A 21,461-nucleotide genomic window follows, 5' to 3' on the forward strand; every position below is an offset into this window, starting at 1 on the left:
CCTCGGTGAGCCGCCGCGTGGCCGGCCCGCGCCTGCGGCCGGACTGGGCGTGGCAGCTGCACCAGGGGGCGGCGATCGTCTACGTGATCTGGTTCGCGGTCGCCGTACCGCTGGCGGTCGGCGGGCTGGTGCTGGAGCCGCGGTGGGTCGGGTGGGTGGTGATGTGCTGGTTCGCGGTGCTGATCGGTTTCACGGTCGTACTGCGGATCCGGGACAGCCGCCGGCGGCGTGCGTGGGCCGCGGCGGCGGAGCAGCTCGGCTGGCGGATCCGGGCCTCCGGGGCGGAGCTCCTGGATCGTTGGCCCTTCCCACCGTTCGACGCCGACCCGGAGGCCGAGGTCGTCGACGTGACGTCCGGACGGCATCGCGGCCGGGAGTTCTGCACCGGGCGGTTCCTGCACAAGGTGGGGCGCCGCGAGCTCGGCTTCGACTTCCTGGACCTGCAGGTGGATCGGCCGTTGCCGCCGCTGCAGGTGCTGCCCGCGTCGCTGGCGCCGGTCGCGGCCGCGAGCCTGCTGCCGATCAGCCTGACGATCGACGGTCTGCCGGGGCGCTACTGCTTGTTCAACGGCCGCGAGGACCACGCGGTCGCCGTACTGCATCCGCGGGCCGTCGAGGCGCTGGCCGACGTACCGCCGTTCGGGTTCAGCTGCGAGGGGCGGCGGTTCGTCGCGATCCTTCCGGCGTACCGTGACGCCACCACCGCCCTCGCCCAGCTGGACGCGGCCTGCGACCTGCTCGACCTGATGCCCGAGCAGGTGTGGCGCGCCGGCGAACAGTGGGCCGCTAGCCGGCAGGAGTCTTGAGCAGATCGACGAGCCCCGACAGGTCCCGGTCACCATGGCCTGCGGCGACAGCCTCACGCAGCAGTTCGCCCATCGGGGCCAAGAGCCTCGGATCGACGCCCTGCGCCTGCGCTGTCGTGACGAGATTGTCGTAGGCAGCTGCCTGCATCGCGAGATTCGAACCGGCTGTGTCGGCAGGCCCGTTGTCGAGCTCCCTGGCCATGCTGGGGAGGCTTGTCAGCATTGCCGTCAGCCATGGGACAAGGAACTGCTCCGTAAACGAGGTCGCCGGCACCTGCTCGGTGCTGATCAGTGCGAGCGCGTGCTGCGCGCCGCCGAACATCCCGTACATCCCGCTGAGCAAGGCGATGTCGTACAGCGCGGCCAGGCCCGCGTCCGCACCGACGTACGCCGGCTTCGCGAGCACGGACAGGTCGCCGCTGTGCTTCTCGAACGCCTCCTCGACGCCGCTGTAGAAGATGAACGCGGCCGGGCCGCCGATCATCGCGGGCACCGCCATGATGCCGCCGTCGAGGTACTGCGCTCCGGCCGCCGTCACCCGCTCCGCGGTCGCGCGGGCCTGATCGGGCGTGCTGTTGGTGAGGTTGACGACCGTCTTGCCGGCCAGGTCGAGCCCGTCGAGGGTGCTGCGGACGGTGTCGTCGACGAGCAGGCAGACGACGACGAGCGGGCTCGCGGCGATCGCCTCGGCCGCGGTGGCGGCGCGGTCCGCGCCGAGGGTGTCGAGTTCGGGGGAGCGGCCGGGGGTCCGGTTCCAGACGGTGGTCGGGTGGCCGGCGGCCAGGAAGGTCCGGGCGAGGGCGGTCCCCATCGCGCCGAGACCGAGGACGGTGACTGGTGTCTTCATGCCCTCAACCCTGGCGGTGAAGCTTTAAGATGGACAAGTACCCACTAAATAGTCAGGTACTGACCGAAAGGTAAGTATGCGCCCGTACACCTGTGGCCTGGACGCCGCCGCCGACGTGATCGGCGGCAAGTGGAAGCCCCGCATCCTGTGGGCGCTGCACCACGGGCCGCTGCGGTTCGGGCAGCTGCACCGGGAGATCTCCGGCGTCACCGAGAAGATGCTGATCCAGCAGTTGCGCGAGCTGGAGGCGCGGGAGGTCGTGCACCGCGAGGTCTTCCACCAGGTGCCGCCGAAGGTCGAGTACTCACTGACCGAGCTCGGCCGGTCACTCATCGTGGCGCTGATCCCGCTCGACAACTGGGGCATGGATCACATGGCGGAGCTGGAGGTTACCCGCTGAGGGACTCAATTGGGCTCAATCGCCCGCGTGCCGTACACTTTTTCCTTGGCTCTTTGTAGCCATAGCCAGTCACGTCTACAGAAGTGCGAGGACATGCCCAAAAAAGAGGGAGTCATCGAACTCGAGGGCACCATCGTCGAGGCCCTGCCGAACGCGATGTTCCGTGTTGAGCTGTCCAACGGGCACAAGGTGCTCGCGCACATCAGCGGCAAGATGAGGCAGCACTACATCCGGATCCTCCCCGAGGACCGGGTCGTCGTGGAGCTGTCGCCGTACGACCTCACCCGGGGTCGCATCGTCTATCGGTACAAGTAACACCACCAACACCTGTCGAAGAAAGTAGCTCGATGAAGGTCAACCCGAGCGTCAAGAAGATCTGCGACAAGTGCAAGGTGATCCGCCGGCACGGCCGGGTCATGGTGATCTGCGAGAACCCGCGGCACAAGCAGCGGCAGGGCTGACACAGCCACTCGAGCAGCACGGCACTTTCGCACCACACAGCGCGCATGCTCATCCAGGCCACCTGGATGTCGCCCCCGGAACAGAGGCCGGGGCCTTGCCGGTGAAGCAGTTCACCGAGGCGGGCAAGGACGCGGCGCGCCACCACACCTCTGCTGACGAAAGGAACACCGCCACATGGCACGCCTCGTAGGAGTCGACCTGCCGCGCGACAAGCGCATCGAGGTCGCCCTCACGTACATCTTCGGTGTGGGCCGCACGCGCGCCCAGGAAACGCTGAAGAACACCGGGGTCTCCCCGGACAAGCGCGTCCACGAGCTGGGCGACGACGAGCTGGTCAAGCTCCGGGACTGGATCGAAGGCAACTACAAGATCGAGGGTGACCTCCGTCGCGAGGTGACCGCGGACATCCGCCGCAAGATCGAGATCGGGTCGTACCAGGGTCGCCGGCACCGCAGCGGGCTGCCGGTGCGCGGTCAGCGCACCCGGACGAACGCCCGTAGCCGCAAGGGCCGCCGCAAGGCGATCGCCGGCAAGAAGAAGAAGTGACCCGGATGACTGTCGACCACCCCAGGAGCAACTGACCTATGCCTCCCAAGAGCCGCACCGCGGCCGGCGCGAAGAAGGTGCGCCGCAAGGAGAAGAAGAACGTGGCCGCCGGCCACGCGCACATCAAGAGCACGTTCAACAACACGATCGTGACGATCACCGACCCGACCGGCGCGGTCATCTCGTGGGCCTCCGCGGGCACCGTCGGTTTCAAGGGTTCGCGCAAGTCGACCCCGTTCGCCGCGCAGATGGCCGCCGAGGCCGCCGGGCGCCGGGCGATGGAGCACGGCATGCGCAAGATCGACGTGTTCGTCAAGGGTCCCGGCTCCGGCCGGGAGACCGCGATCCGTTCGCTGGGTGCCGTCGGCCTCGAGGTCGGCACCATCCAGGACGTCACCCCTGTCGCCCACAACGGTTGCCGCCCGCCGAAGCGGCGCCGGGTCTGACCCAGAGAGGAGCGAGTTAGAAATGGCCCGTTACACCGGACCCATGACCAAGAAGTCGCGCCGTCTCGGGGTGGACCTCGTCGGTGGCGACAAGGCGTTCGAGCGTCGTCCGTACCCGCCGGGTATGCACGGCCGCGGCCGCCCGAAGGAGAGCGAGTACCTGCTCCAGCTGCGCGAGAAGCAGAAGGCGCGGTACTCGTACGGCGTTCTCGAGAAGCAGTTCCGCCGGTACTACGAGGAGGCCTCGCGGCGCTCCGGCAAGACCGGTGACAACCTGCTGCAGATCCTGGAGTCCCGGCTGGACAACGTGGTGTACCGCGCCGGCCTGGCCCGGACCCGCCGGCAGGCCCGTCAGCTCGTCGTGCACGGTCACTTCACCGTGAACGGCGTCAAGGTGAACATCCCGTCGTACCGGGTGGCCGCGCACGACATCATCGATGTCAAGCAGAAGTCGGCCGAGACGACGCCGTTCATCATCGCCCGGGAGACGCACAGCGAGCGCGTCGTCCCGGCGTGGCTCGAGGTGATGCCGGAGCGTCTGCGGATCCTCGTCCACCAGCTGCCGACCCGGCAGCAGATCGACACCCAGGTCGCCGAGCACCTGATCGTCGAGCTCTACTCGAAGAACTGACCGCGTACCGGCCGGTGGTCCTCGGACCGCCGGCCGGTCCGGTGCGTTCTTCACCACTCGCGACCTCAAATAGTGGTCGTCGCGACGAAAGAAGGAACCAGAAGTGCTGATCGCACAACGCCCCACCCTGACCGAAGAGGTCGTCGACGAGTACCGCTCGCGGTTCGTGATCGAGCCGCTGGAGCCGGGCTTCGGCTACACCCTCGGGAACTCGATCCGCCGGACCCTGCTGTCGTCCATCCCGGGCGCGGCCGTCACCAGCATCAAGATCGACGGTGTCCTGCACGAGTTCTCCACCGTTGCCGGGGTGAAGGAAGACGCCACCCAGCTGATCCTGAACCTGAAGGACCTGGTCGTCTCCTCCGAGCACGACGAGCCGGTCACCATGTACCTGCGCAAGCAGGGCCCCGGTGACGTCACCGCCGCCGACATCGCGCCGCCGGCCGGTGTCGAGGTGCACAACCCGGACCTGAAGATCGCCACCCTGAACGAGAAGGGCCGGCTCGAGATGGAGCTGGTCGTCGAGCGGGGCCGCGGCTACGTGTCCGCCGTCCAGAACAAGTCCGCGGACGCGGAGATCGGCCGGATGCCGGTCGACTCGATCTACTCGCCGGTGCTCAAGGTGACCTACAAGGTCGAGGCCACCCGTGTCGAGCAGCGCACCGACTTCGACCGCCTGGTGGTCGACGTCGAGACCAAGCCGTCGATGCTGCCCCGCGACGCCGTCGCGTCGGCCGGTAAGACGCTGGTCGAGCTGTTCGGCCTGGCCCGCGAGCTGAACGTCGAGGCCGAGGGCATCGACATCGGCCCGTCGCCGGTGGACGAGCAGATGGCCGCCGACCTGGCGCTGCCGGTCGAGGACCTGCAGCTGACCGTCCGGTCGTACAACTGCCTGAAGCGCGAGGGCATCCACACCGTGGGTGAGCTGATCTCGCGCAGCGAGCAGGACCTGCTGGACATCCGGAACTTCGGCTCCAAGTCCATCGACGAGGTCAAGCTGAAGCTGGCCGAGATGGGCCTGTCGCTGAAGGACTCCCCGCCCGGGTTCGACCTCCGCGCCGCGTCCGGTGCCTACGGCAACGAGGCGGACGACGAGGACGAGAGCTTCGCCGAGACCGAGCAGTACTGAGCTGACCGAAGGCCCGTCGGGCCGATCCCCACGGCTCGACGAGCCTGAGATTTCTGGAGTTACGAGATGCCTACCCCCACCAAGGGTGCCCGGCTGGGCGGCAGCCCGGCGCACGAGAAGCTGATCCTCAGCAACCTCGCGACGTCGCTGTTCGAGCACGGCGCCATCACCACCACCGCGGCCAAGGCCAAGCGCCTGCAGCCGCTGGCGGAGCAGATGATCACCAAGGCGAAGCGTGGTGACCTGAACTCGCGCCGCCAGGTGATGAAGCGGATCAAGGACAAGAGCGTCGTGCACGTGCTCTTCACCGAGATCGGCGAGCGGTACGCCGACCGTCCGGGTGGCTACACCCGGATCACCAAGCTCGGCCCGCGCAAGGGCGACAACGCCCCGATGGTGAAGATCGAGCTGGTCGAGGCGCTGTCGGACTCGCCGAAGGCGAAGAAGACCGCGAAGAAGGCCCCGGCGAAGAAGGCTGCCGAGCAGCCGAAGGCCGCGGAGACCAAGGTCGAGGACGTGCAGGACGAGAAGGTCCAGGACGTCGTGGCCGGCAAGTTCGAGAACTCCGCCGCCCCGAACGCCGACGGCTCCGCGCCCGAGGGCTACACCGTCAAGGGCAACGAGAACTCGATGAAGTACCACACGACCGAGTCGCCGTGGTACGAGCAGACCGTCGCCGAGGTCTGGTTCAAGACCGCCGAGGACGCCGAGGCCGCCGGCTTCGCCAAGGCCGGCGAGTCGGACGACGACGACAAGTAAGCAGTCCCTTCAGGGCCCCCTCACCGCACGGTGAGGGGGCCCTGTTGCGTTAGATTGCCGTGTGCGCTGGCGGATTGACCTGAGGTACGACGGAGCGGCCTTCCACGGGTGGGCCCGTCAGGAGGGTCTCCGTACCGTGCAGGGCGCCCTGGAAGAAGCGCTCCGCGTCGTACTGCGGCTACCGGAGCCGCTGACGGTGACATGTGCGGGCCGGACGGACACGGGAGTGCACGCCCGCGGCCAGGTCACTCATGTGGACGTGGACGGCGCTGTGGACCCGCTACGGCTGCTCAGAGGGCTGAACGGCGTCCTGCCCGAGGATGTGGCTGTCACGGCCGTCACGGCGGCTCCTGAGGGCTTTGACGCCCGGTTCTCCGCCCTGGCCCGGCGGTACGTGTACCGGCTGTGCGACGACCCTGCGGGCTGGGACCCGCTCACGCGAGGACATGTCCTGCGGGTGGGGCGGCCGCTGGATGTGGAGCTTATGAACGCTGCTGCGGCCGGGCTGCTCGGGGAGCACGACTTCGCGGCGTTCTGCAAGAAGCGGGAAGGCGCCAGCACGGTCCGCGCGCTACTGGAGTTCTCCTGGCAGCGGACCAGTGCAGGGCAGTTGGAGGGCACCGTGATCGCGGACGCCTTCTGCCACTCGATGGTGCGCGCGCTGGTGGGTTCGATGATCCCGGTCGGCGATGGACGCCGGGACGTCGAGTGGCCGGCCGCAGTACTGGCCGGGAAGGTGCGGGACTCGGCAGTGTCGGTGTTGCCGGCGCACGGGCTCACACTGGAGGAAGTGCGCTACCCGGCGGACGACGAGCTGGCCGCGCGGGCGTTGCAGGCCCGCCAGGTCAGGGGAGAGGTGCACCAGCGTGGCTGACCACTACTTCTCGGCGGAACCCGGCTCCGCGGACGTACGCCGTACCGTCGAGGCCCGGATCTGGGGGCGGGACTACACGTTCACCACGGCCACCGGGGTGTTCTCGCGGGACCGGCTGGACATCGGTACGTCGGTCCTGCTGCGGGAGGTCGACCCGCCTAGCGGCACCGGTACGTTCCTGGACCTGGGCTGCGGCTACGGGCCGATCGCCTGCGCGCTGGCGGCGGAGACGGACGCTGTGGTGTGGGCGGTCGACGTGAACACCCGGGCGCTCGAGCTCACCGCTGAGAACGCCAAGGCGGCGGGGGTCGCGGACCGCGTCCGTGCCGTGCTGCCGGACGACGTACCCGAGGAGGTGCGCTTCGACCAGATCTGGTCGAACCCGGCCATCCACATCGGCAAGCCCGAGCTGCACAAGATGCTGCTGCGCTGGCTGGGCCGGCTTGCCCCCGGCGGCGTGGGATGGTTCGTCGTCGGCAAGAACCTGGGCGGCGACTCCCTGCAGCGCTGGCTGACCGAGCAGGGCTACCCCTGCAGCCGGGTCGGCAGCGCCAAGGGTTTCCGGGTACTGCGTGCAACGAACGCGGGTCCGGCGCCGTCCTGAGGGTATGGAGGCAGCCTTGGCGGCAGCGGAGGTGCGGGTGGAGCCGCTGGACTTCGAGGTGTGGGTCACCGAGAAGGCAGACGCTCTGCTGCGGTTCGCCTATGTCCTGACGGGTGACTCGAACCTGGCCGAGGACGCCGTCCAGGACGCGCTGACGACGGCCTGTGCCCGGTGGGGACGGGTGAGCCGCGCCGACGACCCCGAGGCGTACGTGAAGCGGATGGTGGTGAACGCCCACATCTCCTGGTGGCGGCGGTTCCGGCGGCGGGAGGCGCCGGTCGAGGACCCGGTGCGGACCGCCCGCGCGGTTCCGGACGGTGCGGCGGACCGCGCCGAGGCGGAGGCCATCTGGGCGCTCTGCGCGACACTGCCCGACAAGCAGCGAGCAGCCGTCGTACTGCGGTTCTACGAGGACATGTCGTACGCCGAGATCGGCAAGCTGCTGCACTGTGCGGAGGCGACCGCACGATCGCACGTCCACCGCGCGCTGGCCGCGCTCAAGACCACGCTGAGCCACCAAGAGGACCGGGAAGGAGCCGAGGATGCCTGAGCACGACCCTGAGCAGGAGCTCGGCCCCAAGATCACCTCGGCGCTGCAGGATCACGCCGGGCTGACAGGTCCGCAGAAGTCCGGGCTGGCGCGGGAGGCGCGCCGCCGGGTGCACCGCCGCCGCCAGGCGTGGTCCGCGGCGGCTGCTGCGGTACTCGCGGTTGCGGCCGTCGGCGGCGTGTGGGGCGTCGTGGGCGGTGACTCGCCGGTGGCCACCAGCCAGAGCGACTCCGCCTCCTCGGCGGGTGCGGGCGAGCCGGAACGGAAGAGCGAAGGAGTGGCGAAGGCGCAGGACACCGGCTGCCCGCCCACGCATCCGATCCAGCAGGCCGCTTCGCTGCAGCCGACCGCCGGGCTCGACCTCAACTCCCCGGTGTCCGGCCTCTGGGCATGCCGCTACAGCCTGACCCAGGGCGGTCTGCTCGGCCAGCAGGACTTCGACGCCGCGGTGGCGCGGCAGGTGGTGGACGCCGTCAAGGTGCTCCCGGAGCGGAACCCGGACCTGCCGGTGTTCAAGTGCGCGCCGCAGACCGCGAAGCCGTCGGAGGCGATCGTGCTGCGGTTCGCCACCGCGGCCGGAACGCGGGAGATCTGGGTCGTGTACGACGGCTGCGCGGACGCCGGCTTCTTCACCGGCACCCATACGTACGGCCTGTACTCGGCGCCGCTGAAGCTGTTCATGAAGGGCGACGTCCGCCCGCCCTCCGGCACCTACCTGAACGCCCTGGGCGACTGGTAGTCAGTCGACCTCTTTCTGCGTGCGCTCCCGTTTCGCGTCCAGGCGCCGTACGTTGTCCGGCTTCTCGCCCTGCACCGGCACGCCGGGCCGGTCGGCGGCGGTGTGCGACCCGAGAAAGCGCCGGAGGTCGGCCTTCTCCTCGTCGCTCATCGGCGCCGGCCGCTGCACGCCGTCGCCGGACTGCTGACCTTCCATCCGCACCTTTCCTCACCGCAAGACCCCACCGATCATTCCTCCTCGGGGGGTCGATCTCACGATAACGGTTCGCCCGCCGGCGGGCCCGGCCGTCAGACTGGGGGAATGGGTCACGTGGATGTCGCCGGGGTGGGATACGAGTTGCCGGACGGGCGGGTGTTGCTGGACGACATCACGTTCCGGGTCGGGGACGGCGCGAAGGTCGCGCTGGTCGGGGCGAACGGGTCGGGGAAGACCACGTTGACCAGGATCATCGCCGGCGACCTGAAACCGCACAGCGGGAGCATCTCGCGCTCCGGTGGGCTGGGTGTGATGCGGCAGTTCGTCGGGTCCGTGCGGGACGAGTCGACCGTGCGGGACCTGCTGCTCGGCGTCGCGCCCGAGGCGATCCAGCAGGCCGCCGCCAAGCTGGACAAGGCCGAGCTGGCGATGATGGAGGCCGACGACGAGAAGACCCAGCTGAAGTACGCCCAGGCGGTCGCGGACTGGGGCGAGGTCGGTGGGTACGACGCCGAGGTCCTCTGGGACGTGTGTACGACGGCCGCACTGGGCATCCCGTTCGACCGCTGCCGCTGGCGTGAGGTGAAGACCCTGTCCGGCGGCGAGCAGAAGCGCCTGGTGCTGGAAGCCCTGCTGCGCGGCCCGGACCAGGTGCTGATGCTGGACGAGCCGGACAACTACCTCGACGTACCGGGGAAGCGCTGGCTCGAGGAGCAGCTGCGGAGCTCTGACAAGACGGTGCTGTACATCAGCCACGACCGGGAGCTGCTGGCCAACACCGCTACCCGGATCGTCACCGTCGAGCTCGGCGCGGCCGGCAACACCGCGTGGACGCACGGCGGCGGGTTCTCGACGTACCACGAGGCCAGGCGCCACCGCTTCGAACGCTTCGAGGAGCTGCGCAAGCGCTGGGACGAGGAGCACGCCAAGCTGCGCGCACAGATGCTGATGTACAAGCAGAAGGCGGCGTACAACTCCGACATGGCGTCGCGGTACCGGGCCGCGCAGACGCGGCTGCGCAAGTTCGAGGAGGCAGGTCCGCCGCAGGCCCTGCCGCGCGAGCAGAAGGTGAGCATGCGGCTCACCGGCGGCCGTACGGGCAAGCGGGCCGTGGTGTGCACGGAGCTCGAGCTGACGGGTCTGATGAAGCCCTTCGATCTCGAGGTCTGGTACGGCGAACGTGTGGCGGTGCTTGGGTCGAACGGATCCGGCAAGTCGCACTTCCTGCGGCTGCTCGCCAACGGCGGTTCGGATCCGGACGTGGAGCACCAGCCCGTCGGCGACGTACAGATCAGTCCGGTGGCGCACACCGGCAAGGCGAAGCTCGGTGCGCGGGTGCGGCCCGGTTGGTTCGCGCAGACGCATGAGCACCCGGAGCTGGTCGGGCGGACGTTGCTGGAGATCCTGCACCGCGGAGACGACCACCGGGAGGGCATGGGGCGCGAGCTGGCGTCGCGGAAGCTGGACCGGTACGAGCTGGACCATGCGGCCGAGCAGACCTTCGACAGCCTGTCCGGCGGCCAGCAGGCGCGGTTCCAGATCCTGCTGCTGGAGCTGTCCGGTGCGACGCTGCTGCTGCTCGACGAGCCCACCGACAACCTGGACGTCGAGTCGGCGGAGGCGCTGGAGGAGGGGCTGGACTCCTTCGACGGCACGGTGCTCGCGGTGACCCACGACCGCTGGTTCGCGCGCGGCTTCGACCGCTACCTGGTCTTCGGCGCCGACGGCACGGTCTACGAACCCACCGAGCCAGTGTGGGACGAAGGGCGCGTAGACCGGGCCCGCTGAGCTTAGAGTTCTCCCACACCGTGGAGGGGGGACTCCGATGACAGGCGAGCTCGCAGCCCGCTGGGCACGCACTGTGGTGCCCAGCTGGCTCTACCGCTGGCTGCTGCCCGTACTCTGGCTCGCCGCGGTTGTGGTGTCGCTGGTGCCCGGCCCCGGGCGGTGCTCGCCGGAGGATCCCACGGTGTGCGGTCCGGACCCGGTGACCATGTTGGTGATCAGCCTGCTGCTCGCATCCGTGGTCCTGCTGTGGTGGCAGCCGCTCGTCTCGGCGGCTGCCGGTGTGGCGTTCGCAACCGGGGAGATCCTGTTCGACGACGTCACCTCGGCGCGGATCGCCTGGGCCGTGTACGGCGTCGCCTGCGCCGGCCTGCTGTTGTGGACGCTCAGCAGCCGGGCCAGCCAGCGTTCCATCACCTCGAGCGCACCGCGGCAGCACGTCCACGTGCCGCCGGCCGCGCGGATCGGCGTCACCAGCCGGCTGATCGTCGCCGGGGTCCTGGTGCTGTTCGGGGTTGCGGCCTTCGCCTTCATGAACCGCCAGGACCAGCGCGAGGCCGAGCACGTACGGCGTTCCGTCGAGCAGACGGCCGTCGTGAAGAACCACACCGACGACGGCGACCTCGTGCTGCAGTTGCCGAACGGCCGGACGCACACCCTCTTCCCGCTGGACGATTACCCCGACGGGGCGCAGATCCCGGTCCGCGTCGATCCGCAGGACCCCAGCTGGCTGCGGCTACGTGCGGAGCCGGCGGACAACACGCACTGGTTGGGGATCGCCATCGGCGCCTGGCTGCTCGCGCTGCTGTTCCTGCTGCGGGACCTGCGATTCCGCCGGGCCCGTCCGCGCAGGGCCTGGAGAGGGCCGGCGCTGCCGGTGCGGATCGAGCCGGACGCGACCTCCGCGTTCGCGATCCGGTCGGCGGACGGCCTCGTGCTGCTGGGCTTTCTGAATGCCGCACCTGACGACGAGGAGAAGGAAGCGCGGCTGTACGACGCCGTGGACGCGCTGGGGGAGCAGGCGGGCCAGGCGCCGGCCAAGCTCCGCCGTGAGTGGGAGGAAACTCTTTTCGAGTACCGCCGTGACGCCTTGCTCGTCGGTGACTTGACTGAGGGCAGTTGGCCGACGGTCATGGTCGGTCACCAGGTCCTGCGGCCGCTCGCGCCGTTCCGTGCACCGCGCAGGCTCCCGTGGCGGACCGAGGCTGTCGTTGGACTGCCCAAGTACTTCGCACCGGTCGCCGTGGAGGACGAAGCCCCGGCCGTCGAGGCGGCCCGGGTGGTGCCGACGCTGCCCTGGGAGGTGCCGCTGCAGCCGCGGCCGCGGTGGGCGATGCCGGTGTTGATCGCCGTACTCGTGGTTGTGCCGATCGCGGTCGGGACCTTTGCGGTGTGGGGTGAGTGGTTCGCGGCCGTGGTGGCGACCGGGGTCGGGGTGCAGCTGGTGCACTTCCTCGGTTGCCGCGCTCTGTACCGGGTGACCGCCAGTGCGACCTATCTGTGGATCCGGACCGGTTGGCTGGAACGGCGCCTGCCGTGGCGGTCCGTGGATGTGGTCGAGGTCGAGGAGGACGCGGTCAGCCTGCAGGCAGGAGACGACTGGCACGTCATCGGCGGAATCCCTGAGAAGCAGCTACCTGAGGTCGCCGCCGTGTTCGAGGCGCTCCGGCTCCGCTCACGTACCGGGCTGCCGGAGCAGGCTGCCGGTCGTCGGCCCTCGCCGGTCCTGCTGATGAACGCGGCGCTGCTGGTGGTGTGCGTGCTGATCCTCGTGCTGGCCCGCTGGAGCCTGTTCTAGAGCGCCGGTTCTAGGGCGCCAGGCACCAGCCGTCGCGGTACGCCGTCCAGTGCTCGTCGGTGGCGGCGAAGTCGACGTACAGGGCGAGGCCGAAGTTCTGCCGGGGGGAGTCGCCCAGGCCGAGGCGGGCGCCGCGGACCGCTGCGGCCACCGTCTCGGCGTCGCCCCAGTGCGCGGGGTTGTTCTCCCAGTACGCCGGCAGACCCATCAGGAGGTCCGTGCCCGGAGGAGTGACCTCCAGCGCCAGCCTCGTCTGCTTGGCGACGTACCCGCCGTACAAGGACTCCAGTGGTAGCGCGGTGTCGTACGACATCACGGCGATCTGGTGCACGCGTTCGGCGACCTGGCGGAAGTAGTCCTGCGACCACCATTTGTCGACCGGTATCGCGTGCAGGTACCAGAGGGTGTCGATTTGCGCGGCGGCGACCGAGAGCGTCGTACCGAGTGCGCGGGTCTCGTCCAGGATCGCCAGGTAGCCCTTCGAACCCGAGCGGACGGGCTCGAAGTCGTAGTGGATGCCTTCGAATCCCTGCTGCAGAACGGCTGCCGCCGACGTGACCACCCGCTCGCGGACCTCCGGATCGTCCAGGTCCATGCCGGGATCCTTACCCGGCTGGACGACGTCGCCGAGCCAGGCCTGCACGCGGATGCCGGGAGCGGCGGCGTGCACCGCGTCGACGAACCACCGCGCCTTCGGCGAAACCTTTGCCAGCGGCAACGTTCCGTCGTGTTCCAGCGGGCCGGTGTGCACGTAGAGGTCGCGGATGCCGGTGTCCTGCAGTTTCCGGGCCAGCGCGGTCACGTCGGCAGCCGTTTTCCTGCCGTCGACCCAGGCGTGGCCGAGCCAGAACGCGTCCTGGTTCCGGGTCCGCGCCTCGGCGGCCGGATCGCCGGTGAAGTGCACGCGCAGCGAGACGGCGTGCGCCGCGATCGGGAGGACCAAGACCAGGAAAACGCTGGCCGCGATGCGCAGAAAACGTTTTACGACAGCGTTTTCCGACTTCACGACAGCGTTTTCAGGCCGTCGAAGACGAGCGCGAGCATCCGGTCCCGGGTCTCCGGGTCGAGCTCGGCCGCGGTCGCGCCCCGGGACGCGCCGATCAGCAGCGCGTACACCTCGGGGAACTGCGCGTCGGCCCGGACCGCGCCGGCCGTCTGCGCCGCGCTGAGCAGCCCGCCGAACGCCTCCCGCATCCCGCGGCCCGCCTCCCGCGCCTCCTCGCCGGCCACCGCGCCCGCGGCGCTCAGCGCCTCCGCGATCGCCAGTTTCGACGCGGACTCCGACACCACCTGCGTGAAGAACTCGAAGAACGCCGTGCCGGGGTCGTCGCTGCCGGCCAGCTCCAGCGCCCGGTCCCGGATCCGCTCCAGGCGCAGCGTCAGCACCGCCTCGAGCAGCTCGGTCTTGGTCGGGAAATGCCGGAAAACGGTGGCGATCCCGACCCCGGCCAGCCGCGCCACGTCGTCGGTGGACGCGCCCGGCGACCGTCCGAAGACCTCGTCCGCGGCACTCATGATCCTGGCCCGGTTGTCCCGTGCGTCCGCTCGCACCCCAGCTCCCCTCCGTCGCCCCTCAGCCTAGAAGACGCGAGAAACCGGGACCCGGTTGTAAGCGAAGTCGTGACTCCATATATTCGAAGTCATCACTCCGCTTATCCCGTGAGGAACCTGATGACTCCTGAAGAGGTCTTCCTGAAGCTCGTCCATGGCGTCGCCGACCGCGACCTCGCCGTACTCCCGCAGTTGTACGCCGAGCAGACCGACGTCCGGCACCCGATGAACCCGTACGGCGACCGGCCGCTGCTGAGCCGGGACGCGCTCCGCGAGCACTTCGGCGGCGTCGGCCCCCGGGTCGCCGAGGTGGTGCGCTTCCAGCCGGACAACATCCGGGTGCACCGGACGGCCGACCCGGAGGTGATCGTCGCGGAGTTCGAGCACGCCGGGACGATCCTGGCGACCGGCGCGCCGTTCCGGGTCCCGGCGATCTTCGTGCTGCGGGTGCGCGACGGCCTGATCGTCGAGTCGCGGGACTACTTCGACCACCTGGCGATGATCCGCGCCCGCGGCCAGGTCGGCGAACTCGTCGCGTACCTGACGGAACCGGTGGGCGCCCCTGCCGCGTCGTAGTCGGCAGAGGCGCCGGACGGCCCCGGACCGAGGCATCAAGCCCGCCCGGGGCCGTCTCCAATCCGCACCGGCATCGCGCTCAGCGCCTTGGCCGCGACCACGAGACCGGCGGCCGCGAGGACAACGTCCTTCAGCACGTACTGCGCTTCCAGCGTCGGCGTCCCCGGGAACAGGTCGCCGAAGAACAGCACCAGCGGCGACATGATCCCGACCAGCGAGAAGCCGAGCACCAGCAGCCCGGTCCGCAGCAGCCGGCCGGAGATCAGCGTCAGCCCGATGAAGCACTCCAGGACGGCGGTCAGCACGACGGCCGAGCGTCCGTGCACGACGCCCAGCGTCAGCGTGTCGATGGTCCGCATCACCAGCGCCTCCGCCGGGCTGGCCCCGGGGAAGAACTTGAGCACGCCGAACACCGTGAAGATCAGCCCGAGGCTGACCCGCAGAATGTCGACACTGTGCCGTCCGAGCCAGTCGGCGGCGCGATTTCCCTTGTCCAGCAAGGCGTTCATGGTGGTCTCCCTGTTCGCGATTCGATGTCCCGAACAGATTCCCGAAAATCACCACCCCACCGCGTCGGGCACCCGGCGGCACTACCGCTACGCCGAGCGCCGTACGACTCAGGGAGACCCTGAGGCCTGGGGGAGTACGCCGTCACTCGAGGCGGCGCCCGTCCAGCTTCAGCCGGCGGACCGTGGTTTCCGGAAAACGCCCGCGATCACGAAGCTCCGGGTACGGTGCGACCGTCACGGATTGCCCTTCGACCGCGGCGATCTCGTCCACGAGCCGAGCCCGCAGCTCCGCGGCGACCTCCTGGTGGCTGACGCTGTCGATCAGGTTGTCCAGCTCGTACGGGTCCGCGTCGAGGTCGTACAACGCCCGCTCCACATAGGCTTCGGCTGCCGGTACGTCGCCGGCCTCCGGCGCGTGCACGTAGTACTTCCACCGCTGCGTCCGCAACGCGCGCCCTACCTCCGACTCGCTGACCTGGATCAGCACGGCGTCGCGCCGGGACTTCCGCAGGGGTACTCCGTCGAGGTGGTCGGGCAGGTCGATCCCGGCGGCGTCCAACAGGGTCGGTACGACGTCGACCGTACTGACCGGCGTCGTGACCCGGGCGCCGCCGCGGTACCCAGGTCCTTCGACCACCAGCGGCACCCGGACCGAGCCGTCGTGCGGTGAGCGCTTGTACTCGCTGTTCCGGGTCTTGAAGTGGGAACCGTGGTCGGACGTGTAGAGCAGCAGGGTGTCCTCGGTGAGGTCGAGGCTCGCCAGCGCGTCGCGGAGCCGGCCGAGGCACTCGTCGACCCGTTTGATCTGGCCGTAGTACCCGGCGGCGTGCTGGTGCGCCGTACCGGGAAGCGTTGCCAGGTCAGGTGGCAGCCAGGCGCCCGTGTAGGTGTCGCGGTACACCTCCGGTGCCGGGTAGTCGTCGTGCTCGTTCTGGTGGTGCGGCTCGATCAAGGACAGGAACAGCAGGAACGGACGGTCGTCAGCCGATGCGCGGGTGACGTAGCGGATCGCCGCGTCGGTCAGCGCGTCCGGGCGGTAGCCAGGGAGGAAAACGGGTTCCCCGTCGCTGTCGGACACCACCGTGCGGTAGGCGTCCGAGGTGAACTCGAGCAGGTTGGAGGCCAGCCAGTACCCGTACCCGGTCTGTTCCGCGGCCGGCACCGGGTCCTGCGTACCAAGGTGCCACTTGCCGATGTAGGCGGTCTGGTACCCCGCCTCGCCGAACAGCCTGCCCAGCGTCGGCGCGTCGGCCGGCAACGGAATGCCGTTGCGGAAAACGCTGGTCTTCGTCGGAAACATCCCGGTCTGCATCGCCGCCCGGGCCGGCGCGCAGACCGGATTGGTGGTGCAGGCGGTCTCGAAGAACGTGCCGCGGCGGGCCATCAGGTCCAGGTTGGGGGTCAGGCCGAGCGGGCAGCCGGCCGCGCCGACGGAGTCCCAGCGCTGCTGGTCGGTGAAGAAGACGATGACATTAGGGCGCATCAAGAGGTCTCATTTCAGTCCGGAGAGGGCGATGCCCTCGACCAGGAACTTCTGGGTGATCACGAAGAAGATCGCGGTCGGCACGAACAGGATCAGCGCGCCGGCGGCCGTCAGGTTCCACTGCGTGAAGTACTCCTGGTTGAACAGGGTCAGGCCGATCGGCAGCGTGCGCATCTCGGTGCGGCTGGTGGCGATCAGCGGCCAGAGGAACTCGTTCCACTGGAAGACGAACGTGAACAGGCCGAGCACCGCCATGGCCGGCTTGCACTGCGGCAGGATCACCCGCAGGTAGATCCGGAACTCGCCGGCGCCGTCCACCCGGGCCGCCTCGATCAGCTCGTCCGGCAGCGGCCGGATGAACTGCCGCATCAGGAAGATGCCGTAGGCATCCATCAGGAACGGCACGATCAGGCCCTGGTAGCTGTCGATCCAGCCCAGGCTCGCGAAGATCGAGTAGATCGGCAGCATCCGGACGAAGAACGGCACCATCAGCGTCGACAGCACGGCGACGAACGCGATCCGCTTCCCGGGGAAGTCCAGCTTCGCGAACACGTACCCGATCAACGGGTCGAAGACCAGGTGCGACACCGTGATCGCGCCGGCCATCACGAAGCTGTTCACGAAGAACCGCCCGAACGGCGCCGCCTCGAACAGCCGGGTGAAGTTGCCCCACTGCAGCTCGGCGGGCCACAGCACCGGATCACCGGACTGCACCTCGCCGTCGCTCTGCAGCGCGAGCACGATCATGTACAGCAGCGGGAGTACCGTGACCAGGCCGAGCGCGACCAGGACGACGTACGCCGCGACGCGGTCACCGGGGAAGAGCCGTTCACGCATCGGCCCGGTCTCCGATCCGCAGCTGCGCCAGGGACAGGACCAGTACGACGACCAGCAGCAGCAGCGACAGCGCCGACGCGTAACCGAAGTCGTTGTCGTTGAACGCCACGATGAACAGCCGGTGCGCGTACAGCGAGGTCGCGTTGCCGGGACCGCCGCCGGTGACGATGTACGGCAGCGCGAACTGCTGCAGCGTACCGATCAGCCCGATGATCGAGACGAAGACCGTGGTCGGGGCGAGCAGCGGCAGCGTGATCGCGAAGAACCGCCGCCACGGGCCGGCGCCGTCGATCCGGGCGGCCTCGTAGTACAGGCCGGGGATGCCTTGCAGACCGGCGAGGAACAGCACCATCGTGTAGCCCGCGCTCGACCAGACCGTGATCCCGACGATCGTCGCCAGCGGGTGTGTGCTCAGCCAGGTCTGGCCGGGCAGGCCGACGGCCTCGAGCAGCCGGTTGAGGATGCCGACCTGCGGGTCCAGGATGTTCCGCCAGAGCAGGCCGATGATCGACACCGACGTCAGGTAGGGGATCAGCAGCACGGAGCGGAACAGCGTGCGCCCGCGCAGCGACTGGTTCAGGATGACGGCCAGCGCGAGGCCCACCGCCGTACCGACGACCAGCGTGCCGGCCGCGTAGGCGAGCGTGATCAGGAACGAGTGCAGCACCTCCGGATCCTCGAAGGCGCGGGTGAAGTTGCCCAGGCCGGTGAAGGCACCGTCGGCGTCGTACAGGCCGGTCAGCAGCTGGTTGCCGATCGGGAGGAAGAACAGGAGGACGAAGAAGAGCACTGCCGGGGTGAGGAACAGCCATGCGGTCAGCGCCTGGCGGCGACGGATCACAGCGCGGCCCCGGCCTGCTTGCGGAAGTCGTCCAGCGCGGGACCGACCGGCGCGTGCTGGATGATCATCTGCTGGTAGGACTTCTTCCACAGCTCGTTGATCTGCGCGGCCTTGCCGCTCGCGGACAGCGCGACATCGTTTTCCGCGACCACCGCAAGCGCTTTCGCGATCGTCGCGAGGTTCGGGTCCGCGGCGACAGCGGGGTCGGAGGCCCAGCTCTTGCGCGGCATCGACATGCCGGCTTCCTTGGTGGCGGCGAGTTCGACCTTGACGGCGGCGAGCTTGGTGATCAGCTCCCAGGACAGCTTCGGGTCCTTCGCCTTCGCCGGGATCATCAGGCCGGCGCCGGCCATCGCGGCCGACTGCACGGCGCCGGTCAGCGGTACGGCGAGACCGAGGTCGATGTCCGGGCTGCCCTGGCGGATCGGGCCGATGTCCCACGGGCCGGAGACGAACATCGCGGCACGCTTGGCGGAGAAGAGTTTCTGCGGGCCGGAGTAGTCGGTGGTCGCGACCGGCGCGGGGGACACCTTGTGGGTGTAGATCAGGTCCTGCATCCACTGCATGGCCTTGAGCGCGCCGTCGGCGGGCGTCATGAACTGCTTCGCGCCGACGTCGCTGAAGTCCACCTTCTGCTGGTTGTAGTACGGCGCCGCGTAGCTCGGGTCCGAGTTCAGCGCACAGCCGCTCACCTTGTCCTTCGTGGTCGCCCTGGCCACCTCGAGGAACTCGTCCCAGGTCGCCGGCGGCTTCTCGAAGCCCGCCGCGGACAGCAGTTCCTTGTTGTAGAACAGCAGCCCGTTCGCGGTCAGGTGCAGCGGGATCGAGTAGGTCTTGCCCTCGTACTGGCGGGCGACCACCGCCTGGTCCAGGAAATCACCGGGGAAACCGAATTCCTTGTCCGCGGCCGCGAACTCGTCCAGCGCCAGCACGTTTCCGGCCAGTCCGTACTGCGTTCCGGTGCCGGCGGAAACTTCCTCGACCAGGTCCGGAACGTTTCCGGAACGGAAGTCCGCGGTGAGTTTCGTGGTCAGGTCCGGCCACTGGAACTTCTGCCAGTTCATCTGCAGGTCGTGGTCCTTGCCGAACTGGTCGATCACCTCCTTGTAGGCCTGGTACCCGTGGCCGGCGTTCCAGTAGATCGTGAACGTCCGGCTGTCCTGTTTCCTGGACGCCGGCGTGGCCGGCGAACAGCCCGCACCGACCGCGCCGAGCACGGTGACGCCGAGGCCGAGCTGGAGGAACGAGCGGCGGTTGTACGAGGGCATGACGAACCTTTCGAACGGCGGAGTACCGGTGTGATGCGGGGTGGGCTACGCGGAGGCGCGGTGGTTCAGCACCCAGGGCATGGACAGCTCCCGGGCCGGCAGCGTGGGATCGTCGATGCGCGCGAACAGCGCCTCGACCATCTCGGTGAAGTCGAGCTGGTGCATGCCGACACTGGTCAGCGGCGGCTGGGAGTACGACGCCTCCCGGGTGTTGCCGGTACCGATCACGGCCAGGTCGTCCGGCACCTTGACGCCGCGGTCGACCGCGGCCTGCAGCGCGGCGAAACCACCGCGGTCGGACTCCGACACGATCGCGTCCGGCGGGTTCGGTGCGTCGAGCAGTTCGCGGACGACATGGACGGCGTCCTCCCGCGCGGCGGCCCCGATCCGGACGAGGGCAGGATCGACCTCGCGACCCGCCTGCCGCAGCGCGTCGACGTACCCGAGGTAGCGGTCCTCGTGGGCGCCGGTGTGGGAGAGGAACGCGATGCGTTCGCGTCCGGCGTCGATGAGGTAGCTGGTCGCCTCGGCGAGCGCGGTGCGGGCGTTGTTCCGGACGACGTCGACGCCTGGCATGTCGAGCGTGTCGCTGAACGCCATCAGCGCGCGGGTGGACCGGCGGGCGGCGGTGAGGTCGAGGTCGTCGCTCAGTCCGCCGACGAAGATCGCGCCGTCGACATGGCCGCGAGTGATCACGCGCAAGGACTGGGCCGCCCGATCGAGGCGGCGTACCGGCACGCCGATCACCGAGTAGCCGCGGGTGGCGGCGATGTCCTCGGACTGCGCGGTCAGGTGATCCAGCCACGGTCCGACCGGCGGGGCGTACACGATCGCGACCAGCTCCGACCGCTGCCGCCGCAGGCTGCGCGCCGCGGTGTTCCCCTTGTAGCCCAGCCGCCGCGCCGCCTCCTCAACCCGCAACCGCGTCGGCTCCGGCAACGGGGTCGTCCGGTCCGCGCGCCCGCTCAGCACGTACGAACACGTCGCCACGGAAACCCCCGCGGCCGCAGCCACGTCCCGAAGCGTCGTACGCCCTTCCCTGCTCATGGTGAAAGCATTAACCTGGTCCCACAGCCGGTCAACACCCTATAGTTGGTTAATTTGCTAGACATTAACCAGGGCCCCGCCGCCGTACCGGTCAGCGTGGGTCGGTGAAGCCGTACTCCTGGGCGAGGGCGGAGGTGCGGACGACCCTGCCGGTGTGGCGGGCGACGTCGGTGTCGGCGGCCAGGGCCGCGACCGCCCGGCCGACGAACAGCGGGGATTCGGAGCCGGTGAGGTCGAAGTACTCCGCGGCGCGCAGCACCGACTCGGTGCGGACCAGGCCGGGGTAGAGCGACACTGCGGTCACGCCGTGGTCGCGGAGTTCGTGCGCCATGCACGCGATCATGTGGTCGGTCGCCGCCTTCGCCGCGCCGTACGCGACCCCCGTGTCGGTCTTCTCGGCGCCCTCCGACGACACGGTTACGATCAGACCCGAACCCGCGGCGACCATCGCCGGTACCGCCGCGACAGTCGTCACGTAGTGCGCCCGTACGCCGGCCTGGAACGCCGCGTCCCAGCGTTCGAGCGGCTGGGTCCAGAAGCCGGTCTCTTCCCAGAACGGCGTACCGTCCCAGAAGTACTCGTAGCCGCCCCACACGTTGTTCACCAGTACGTCGAGACGCCCGGTGTCGGCCAGCACTCGCCGGACGGCCTGCCTGGTCTGCTCGTCGTCACGGTGGTCACAGGTGATCGCGATCCCGGTCCCGCCGATGGCACAGAAACGGGTCGGGCGGACGGCTACGGTCGCCGCCGGAGGTGGCAAAGGAACAGCCGCCGCGAA

At 69.2% G+C, this 21,461-nt stretch carries 27 protein-coding genes; 16 read left to right on the plus strand and 11 right to left on the minus strand.

All coding sequences use genetic code 11. From position 1 onward, the window contains the following. The first annotated feature begins 5 nt into the window (after window positions 1–5). Window positions 6–806, plus strand: a complete 801-nt coding sequence (locus ABN611_RS17550) for a hypothetical protein (protein WP_350280943.1) — start codon at window positions 6–8, stop codon at window positions 804–806. Here ABN611_RS17550 and ABN611_RS17555 read toward each other — a convergent pair. Continuing rightward, window positions 787–1,653 (minus strand): NAD(P)-binding domain-containing protein, encoded by an 867-nt coding sequence (locus ABN611_RS17555; protein ID WP_350280944.1) that lies wholly within the window; start codon window positions 1,651–1,653, stop codon window positions 787–789. The two genes, ABN611_RS17550 and ABN611_RS17555, sit on opposite strands and share 20 nt — an antisense overlap. Before the next feature lie 76 nt (window positions 1,654–1,729). On the opposite strand from ABN611_RS17555, the gene ABN611_RS17560 reads away from it, so the two are divergent. The 12 genes from ABN611_RS17560 (at window position 1,730) to ABN611_RS17615 (ending at window position 8,793) form a co-directional block, all read left to right on the plus strand. Next, window positions 1,730–2,053 carry a helix-turn-helix domain-containing protein gene (locus ABN611_RS17560; RefSeq protein WP_350280945.1) on the plus strand — a complete coding sequence of 108 codons (324 nt, stop codon included), beginning with the start codon at window positions 1,730–1,732 and terminating at the stop codon, window positions 2,051–2,053. A gap of 93 nt (window positions 2,054–2,146) precedes the next feature. Further along, window positions 2,147–2,368: a translation initiation factor IF-1 gene (gene infA / locus ABN611_RS17565; protein WP_012923661.1), complete on the plus strand. Its 222-nt coding sequence runs from the start codon at window positions 2,147–2,149 to the stop codon at window positions 2,366–2,368. 32 nt (window positions 2,369–2,400) lie between these two features. After that, entirely contained in the window at window positions 2,401–2,514 is a 114-nt protein-coding gene (gene rpmJ, locus ABN611_RS17570) for a 50S ribosomal protein L36 (RefSeq protein ID WP_008361054.1), read from the plus strand. Between the two features lie 175 nt (window positions 2,515–2,689). Further along, the gene (gene rpsM, locus ABN611_RS17575) at window positions 2,690–3,061 is read left to right on the plus strand and encodes a 30S ribosomal protein S13 (protein ID WP_141854777.1); all 372 of its coding nucleotides are present in this window, start codon (window positions 2,690–2,692) and stop codon (window positions 3,059–3,061) included. Window positions 3,062–3,099: 38 nt separating this feature from the next. After that, window positions 3,100–3,507, plus strand: a complete 408-nt coding sequence (rpsK, locus tag ABN611_RS17580; protein WP_131286332.1) for a 30S ribosomal protein S11 — start codon at window positions 3,100–3,102, stop codon at window positions 3,505–3,507. A 22-nt stretch (window positions 3,508–3,529) separates the two neighbouring features. Next, the gene (rpsD, locus tag ABN611_RS17585) at window positions 3,530–4,138 is read left to right on the plus strand and encodes a 30S ribosomal protein S4 (protein WP_350280946.1); all 609 of its coding nucleotides are present in this window, start codon (window positions 3,530–3,532) and stop codon (window positions 4,136–4,138) included. A gap of 103 nt (window positions 4,139–4,241) precedes the next feature. Continuing rightward, the gene (locus ABN611_RS17590; protein WP_130384620.1) at window positions 4,242–5,267 is read left to right on the plus strand and encodes a DNA-directed RNA polymerase subunit alpha; all 1,026 of its coding nucleotides are present in this window, start codon (window positions 4,242–4,244) and stop codon (window positions 5,265–5,267) included. 66 nt (window positions 5,268–5,333) lie between these two features. Then, entirely contained in the window at window positions 5,334–6,026 is a 693-nt protein-coding gene (gene rplQ / locus ABN611_RS17595; protein ID WP_350280947.1) for a 50S ribosomal protein L17, read from the plus strand. A 61-nt stretch (window positions 6,027–6,087) separates the two neighbouring features. Then, on the plus strand, window positions 6,088–6,900 hold the full coding sequence (gene truA / locus ABN611_RS17600) for a tRNA pseudouridine(38-40) synthase TruA (protein ID WP_350280948.1): 813 nt from the start codon (window positions 6,088–6,090) through the stop codon (window positions 6,898–6,900). Then, window positions 6,893–7,504, plus strand: coding sequence for a methyltransferase (locus ABN611_RS17605; protein ID WP_350280949.1), 612 nt, complete (start codon window positions 6,893–6,895; stop codon window positions 7,502–7,504). Before truA ends, ABN611_RS17605 begins: the two co-directional genes overlap by 8 nt. Before the next feature lie 16 nt (window positions 7,505–7,520). Beyond that, window positions 7,521–8,054 carry a SigE family RNA polymerase sigma factor gene (locus ABN611_RS17610; RefSeq protein WP_350280950.1) on the plus strand — a complete coding sequence of 178 codons (534 nt, stop codon included), beginning with the start codon at window positions 7,521–7,523 and terminating at the stop codon, window positions 8,052–8,054. Then, window positions 8,047–8,793, plus strand: coding sequence for a hypothetical protein (locus ABN611_RS17615; RefSeq protein ID WP_350280951.1), 747 nt, complete (start codon window positions 8,047–8,049; stop codon window positions 8,791–8,793). The genes ABN611_RS17610 and ABN611_RS17615 overlap by 8 nt, the downstream gene beginning before the upstream one ends. Here the strand turns inward: ABN611_RS17615 and ABN611_RS17620 are convergent, their stop codons facing one another. Next, window positions 8,794–8,988, minus strand: coding sequence for a hypothetical protein (locus ABN611_RS17620; RefSeq protein ID WP_350280952.1), 195 nt, complete (start codon window positions 8,986–8,988; stop codon window positions 8,794–8,796). A gap of 105 nt (window positions 8,989–9,093) precedes the next feature. On the opposite strand from ABN611_RS17620, the gene ABN611_RS17625 reads away from it, so the two are divergent. Both ABN611_RS17625 and ABN611_RS17630 read left to right on the plus strand, forming a co-directional pair. Then, entirely contained in the window at window positions 9,094–10,776 is a 1,683-nt protein-coding gene (locus tag ABN611_RS17625; RefSeq protein WP_350280953.1) for an ATP-binding cassette domain-containing protein, read from the plus strand. Window positions 10,777–10,813: 37 nt separating this feature from the next. Continuing rightward, window positions 10,814–12,571: a hypothetical protein gene (locus tag ABN611_RS17630; RefSeq protein ID WP_350280954.1), complete on the plus strand. Its 1,758-nt coding sequence runs from the start codon at window positions 10,814–10,816 to the stop codon at window positions 12,569–12,571. Between the two features lie 10 nt (window positions 12,572–12,581). On the opposite strand, the gene ABN611_RS17635 is transcribed toward ABN611_RS17630, so the two are convergent. Together ABN611_RS17635 and ABN611_RS17640 are read right to left on the minus strand one after the other, a co-directional pair. Further along, complete coding sequence (locus ABN611_RS17635; RefSeq protein WP_350280955.1) at window positions 12,582–13,577, minus strand: hypothetical protein; 996 nt, start codon at window positions 13,575–13,577, stop codon at window positions 12,582–12,584. Next, window positions 13,574–14,122: a helix-turn-helix domain-containing protein gene (locus tag ABN611_RS17640; RefSeq protein WP_350280956.1), complete on the minus strand. Its 549-nt coding sequence runs from the start codon at window positions 14,120–14,122 to the stop codon at window positions 13,574–13,576. Before ABN611_RS17640 ends, ABN611_RS17635 begins: the two co-directional genes overlap by 4 nt. A gap of 120 nt (window positions 14,123–14,242) precedes the next feature. On the opposite strand from ABN611_RS17640, the gene ABN611_RS17645 reads away from it, so the two are divergent. Beyond that, complete coding sequence (locus tag ABN611_RS17645) at window positions 14,243–14,698, plus strand: nuclear transport factor 2 family protein (protein ID WP_350280957.1); 456 nt, start codon at window positions 14,243–14,245, stop codon at window positions 14,696–14,698. Window positions 14,699–14,733: 35 nt separating this feature from the next. On the opposite strand, the gene ABN611_RS17650 is transcribed toward ABN611_RS17645, so the two are convergent. The 7 genes from ABN611_RS17650 to ABN611_RS17680 all read right to left on the minus strand — a co-directional run bounded on the left by ABN611_RS17650 (window position 14,734) and on the right by ABN611_RS17680 (window position 21,443). Next, window positions 14,734–15,207, minus strand: coding sequence for a DoxX family protein (locus ABN611_RS17650; RefSeq protein WP_350280958.1), 474 nt, complete (start codon window positions 15,205–15,207; stop codon window positions 14,734–14,736). Window positions 15,208–15,349: 142 nt separating this feature from the next. Further along, window positions 15,350–16,690: a sulfatase-like hydrolase/transferase gene (locus ABN611_RS17655; RefSeq protein WP_350280959.1), complete on the minus strand. Its 1,341-nt coding sequence runs from the start codon at window positions 16,688–16,690 to the stop codon at window positions 15,350–15,352. A gap of 9 nt (window positions 16,691–16,699) precedes the next feature. Next, complete coding sequence (locus tag ABN611_RS17660; RefSeq protein WP_350280960.1) at window positions 16,700–17,527, minus strand: carbohydrate ABC transporter permease; 828 nt, start codon at window positions 17,525–17,527, stop codon at window positions 16,700–16,702. Then, the gene (locus ABN611_RS17665; protein WP_350280961.1) at window positions 17,520–18,368 is read right to left on the minus strand and encodes a sugar ABC transporter permease; all 849 of its coding nucleotides are present in this window, start codon (window positions 18,366–18,368) and stop codon (window positions 17,520–17,522) included. Before ABN611_RS17665 ends, ABN611_RS17660 begins: the two co-directional genes overlap by 8 nt. Further along, window positions 18,365–19,636 carry a sugar ABC transporter substrate-binding protein gene (locus ABN611_RS17670; RefSeq protein WP_350280962.1) on the minus strand — a complete coding sequence of 424 codons (1,272 nt, stop codon included), beginning with the start codon at window positions 19,634–19,636 and terminating at the stop codon, window positions 18,365–18,367. The genes ABN611_RS17665 and ABN611_RS17670 overlap by 4 nt, the downstream gene beginning before the upstream one ends. A gap of 45 nt (window positions 19,637–19,681) precedes the next feature. Then, the gene (locus ABN611_RS17675) at window positions 19,682–20,683 is read right to left on the minus strand and encodes a LacI family DNA-binding transcriptional regulator (RefSeq protein ID WP_350280963.1); all 1,002 of its coding nucleotides are present in this window, start codon (window positions 20,681–20,683) and stop codon (window positions 19,682–19,684) included. A gap of 91 nt (window positions 20,684–20,774) precedes the next feature. Beyond that, window positions 20,775–21,443, minus strand: coding sequence for an SDR family NAD(P)-dependent oxidoreductase (locus tag ABN611_RS17680; RefSeq protein WP_350280964.1), 669 nt, complete (start codon window positions 21,441–21,443; stop codon window positions 20,775–20,777). Window positions 21,444–21,461 lie beyond the last annotated feature (18 nt).

Source organism: Kribbella sp. HUAS MG21, from assembly GCF_040254265.1.
In the GTDB taxonomy this organism is placed as follows: Bacteria; Actinomycetota; Actinomycetes; order Propionibacteriales; family Kribbellaceae; genus Kribbella.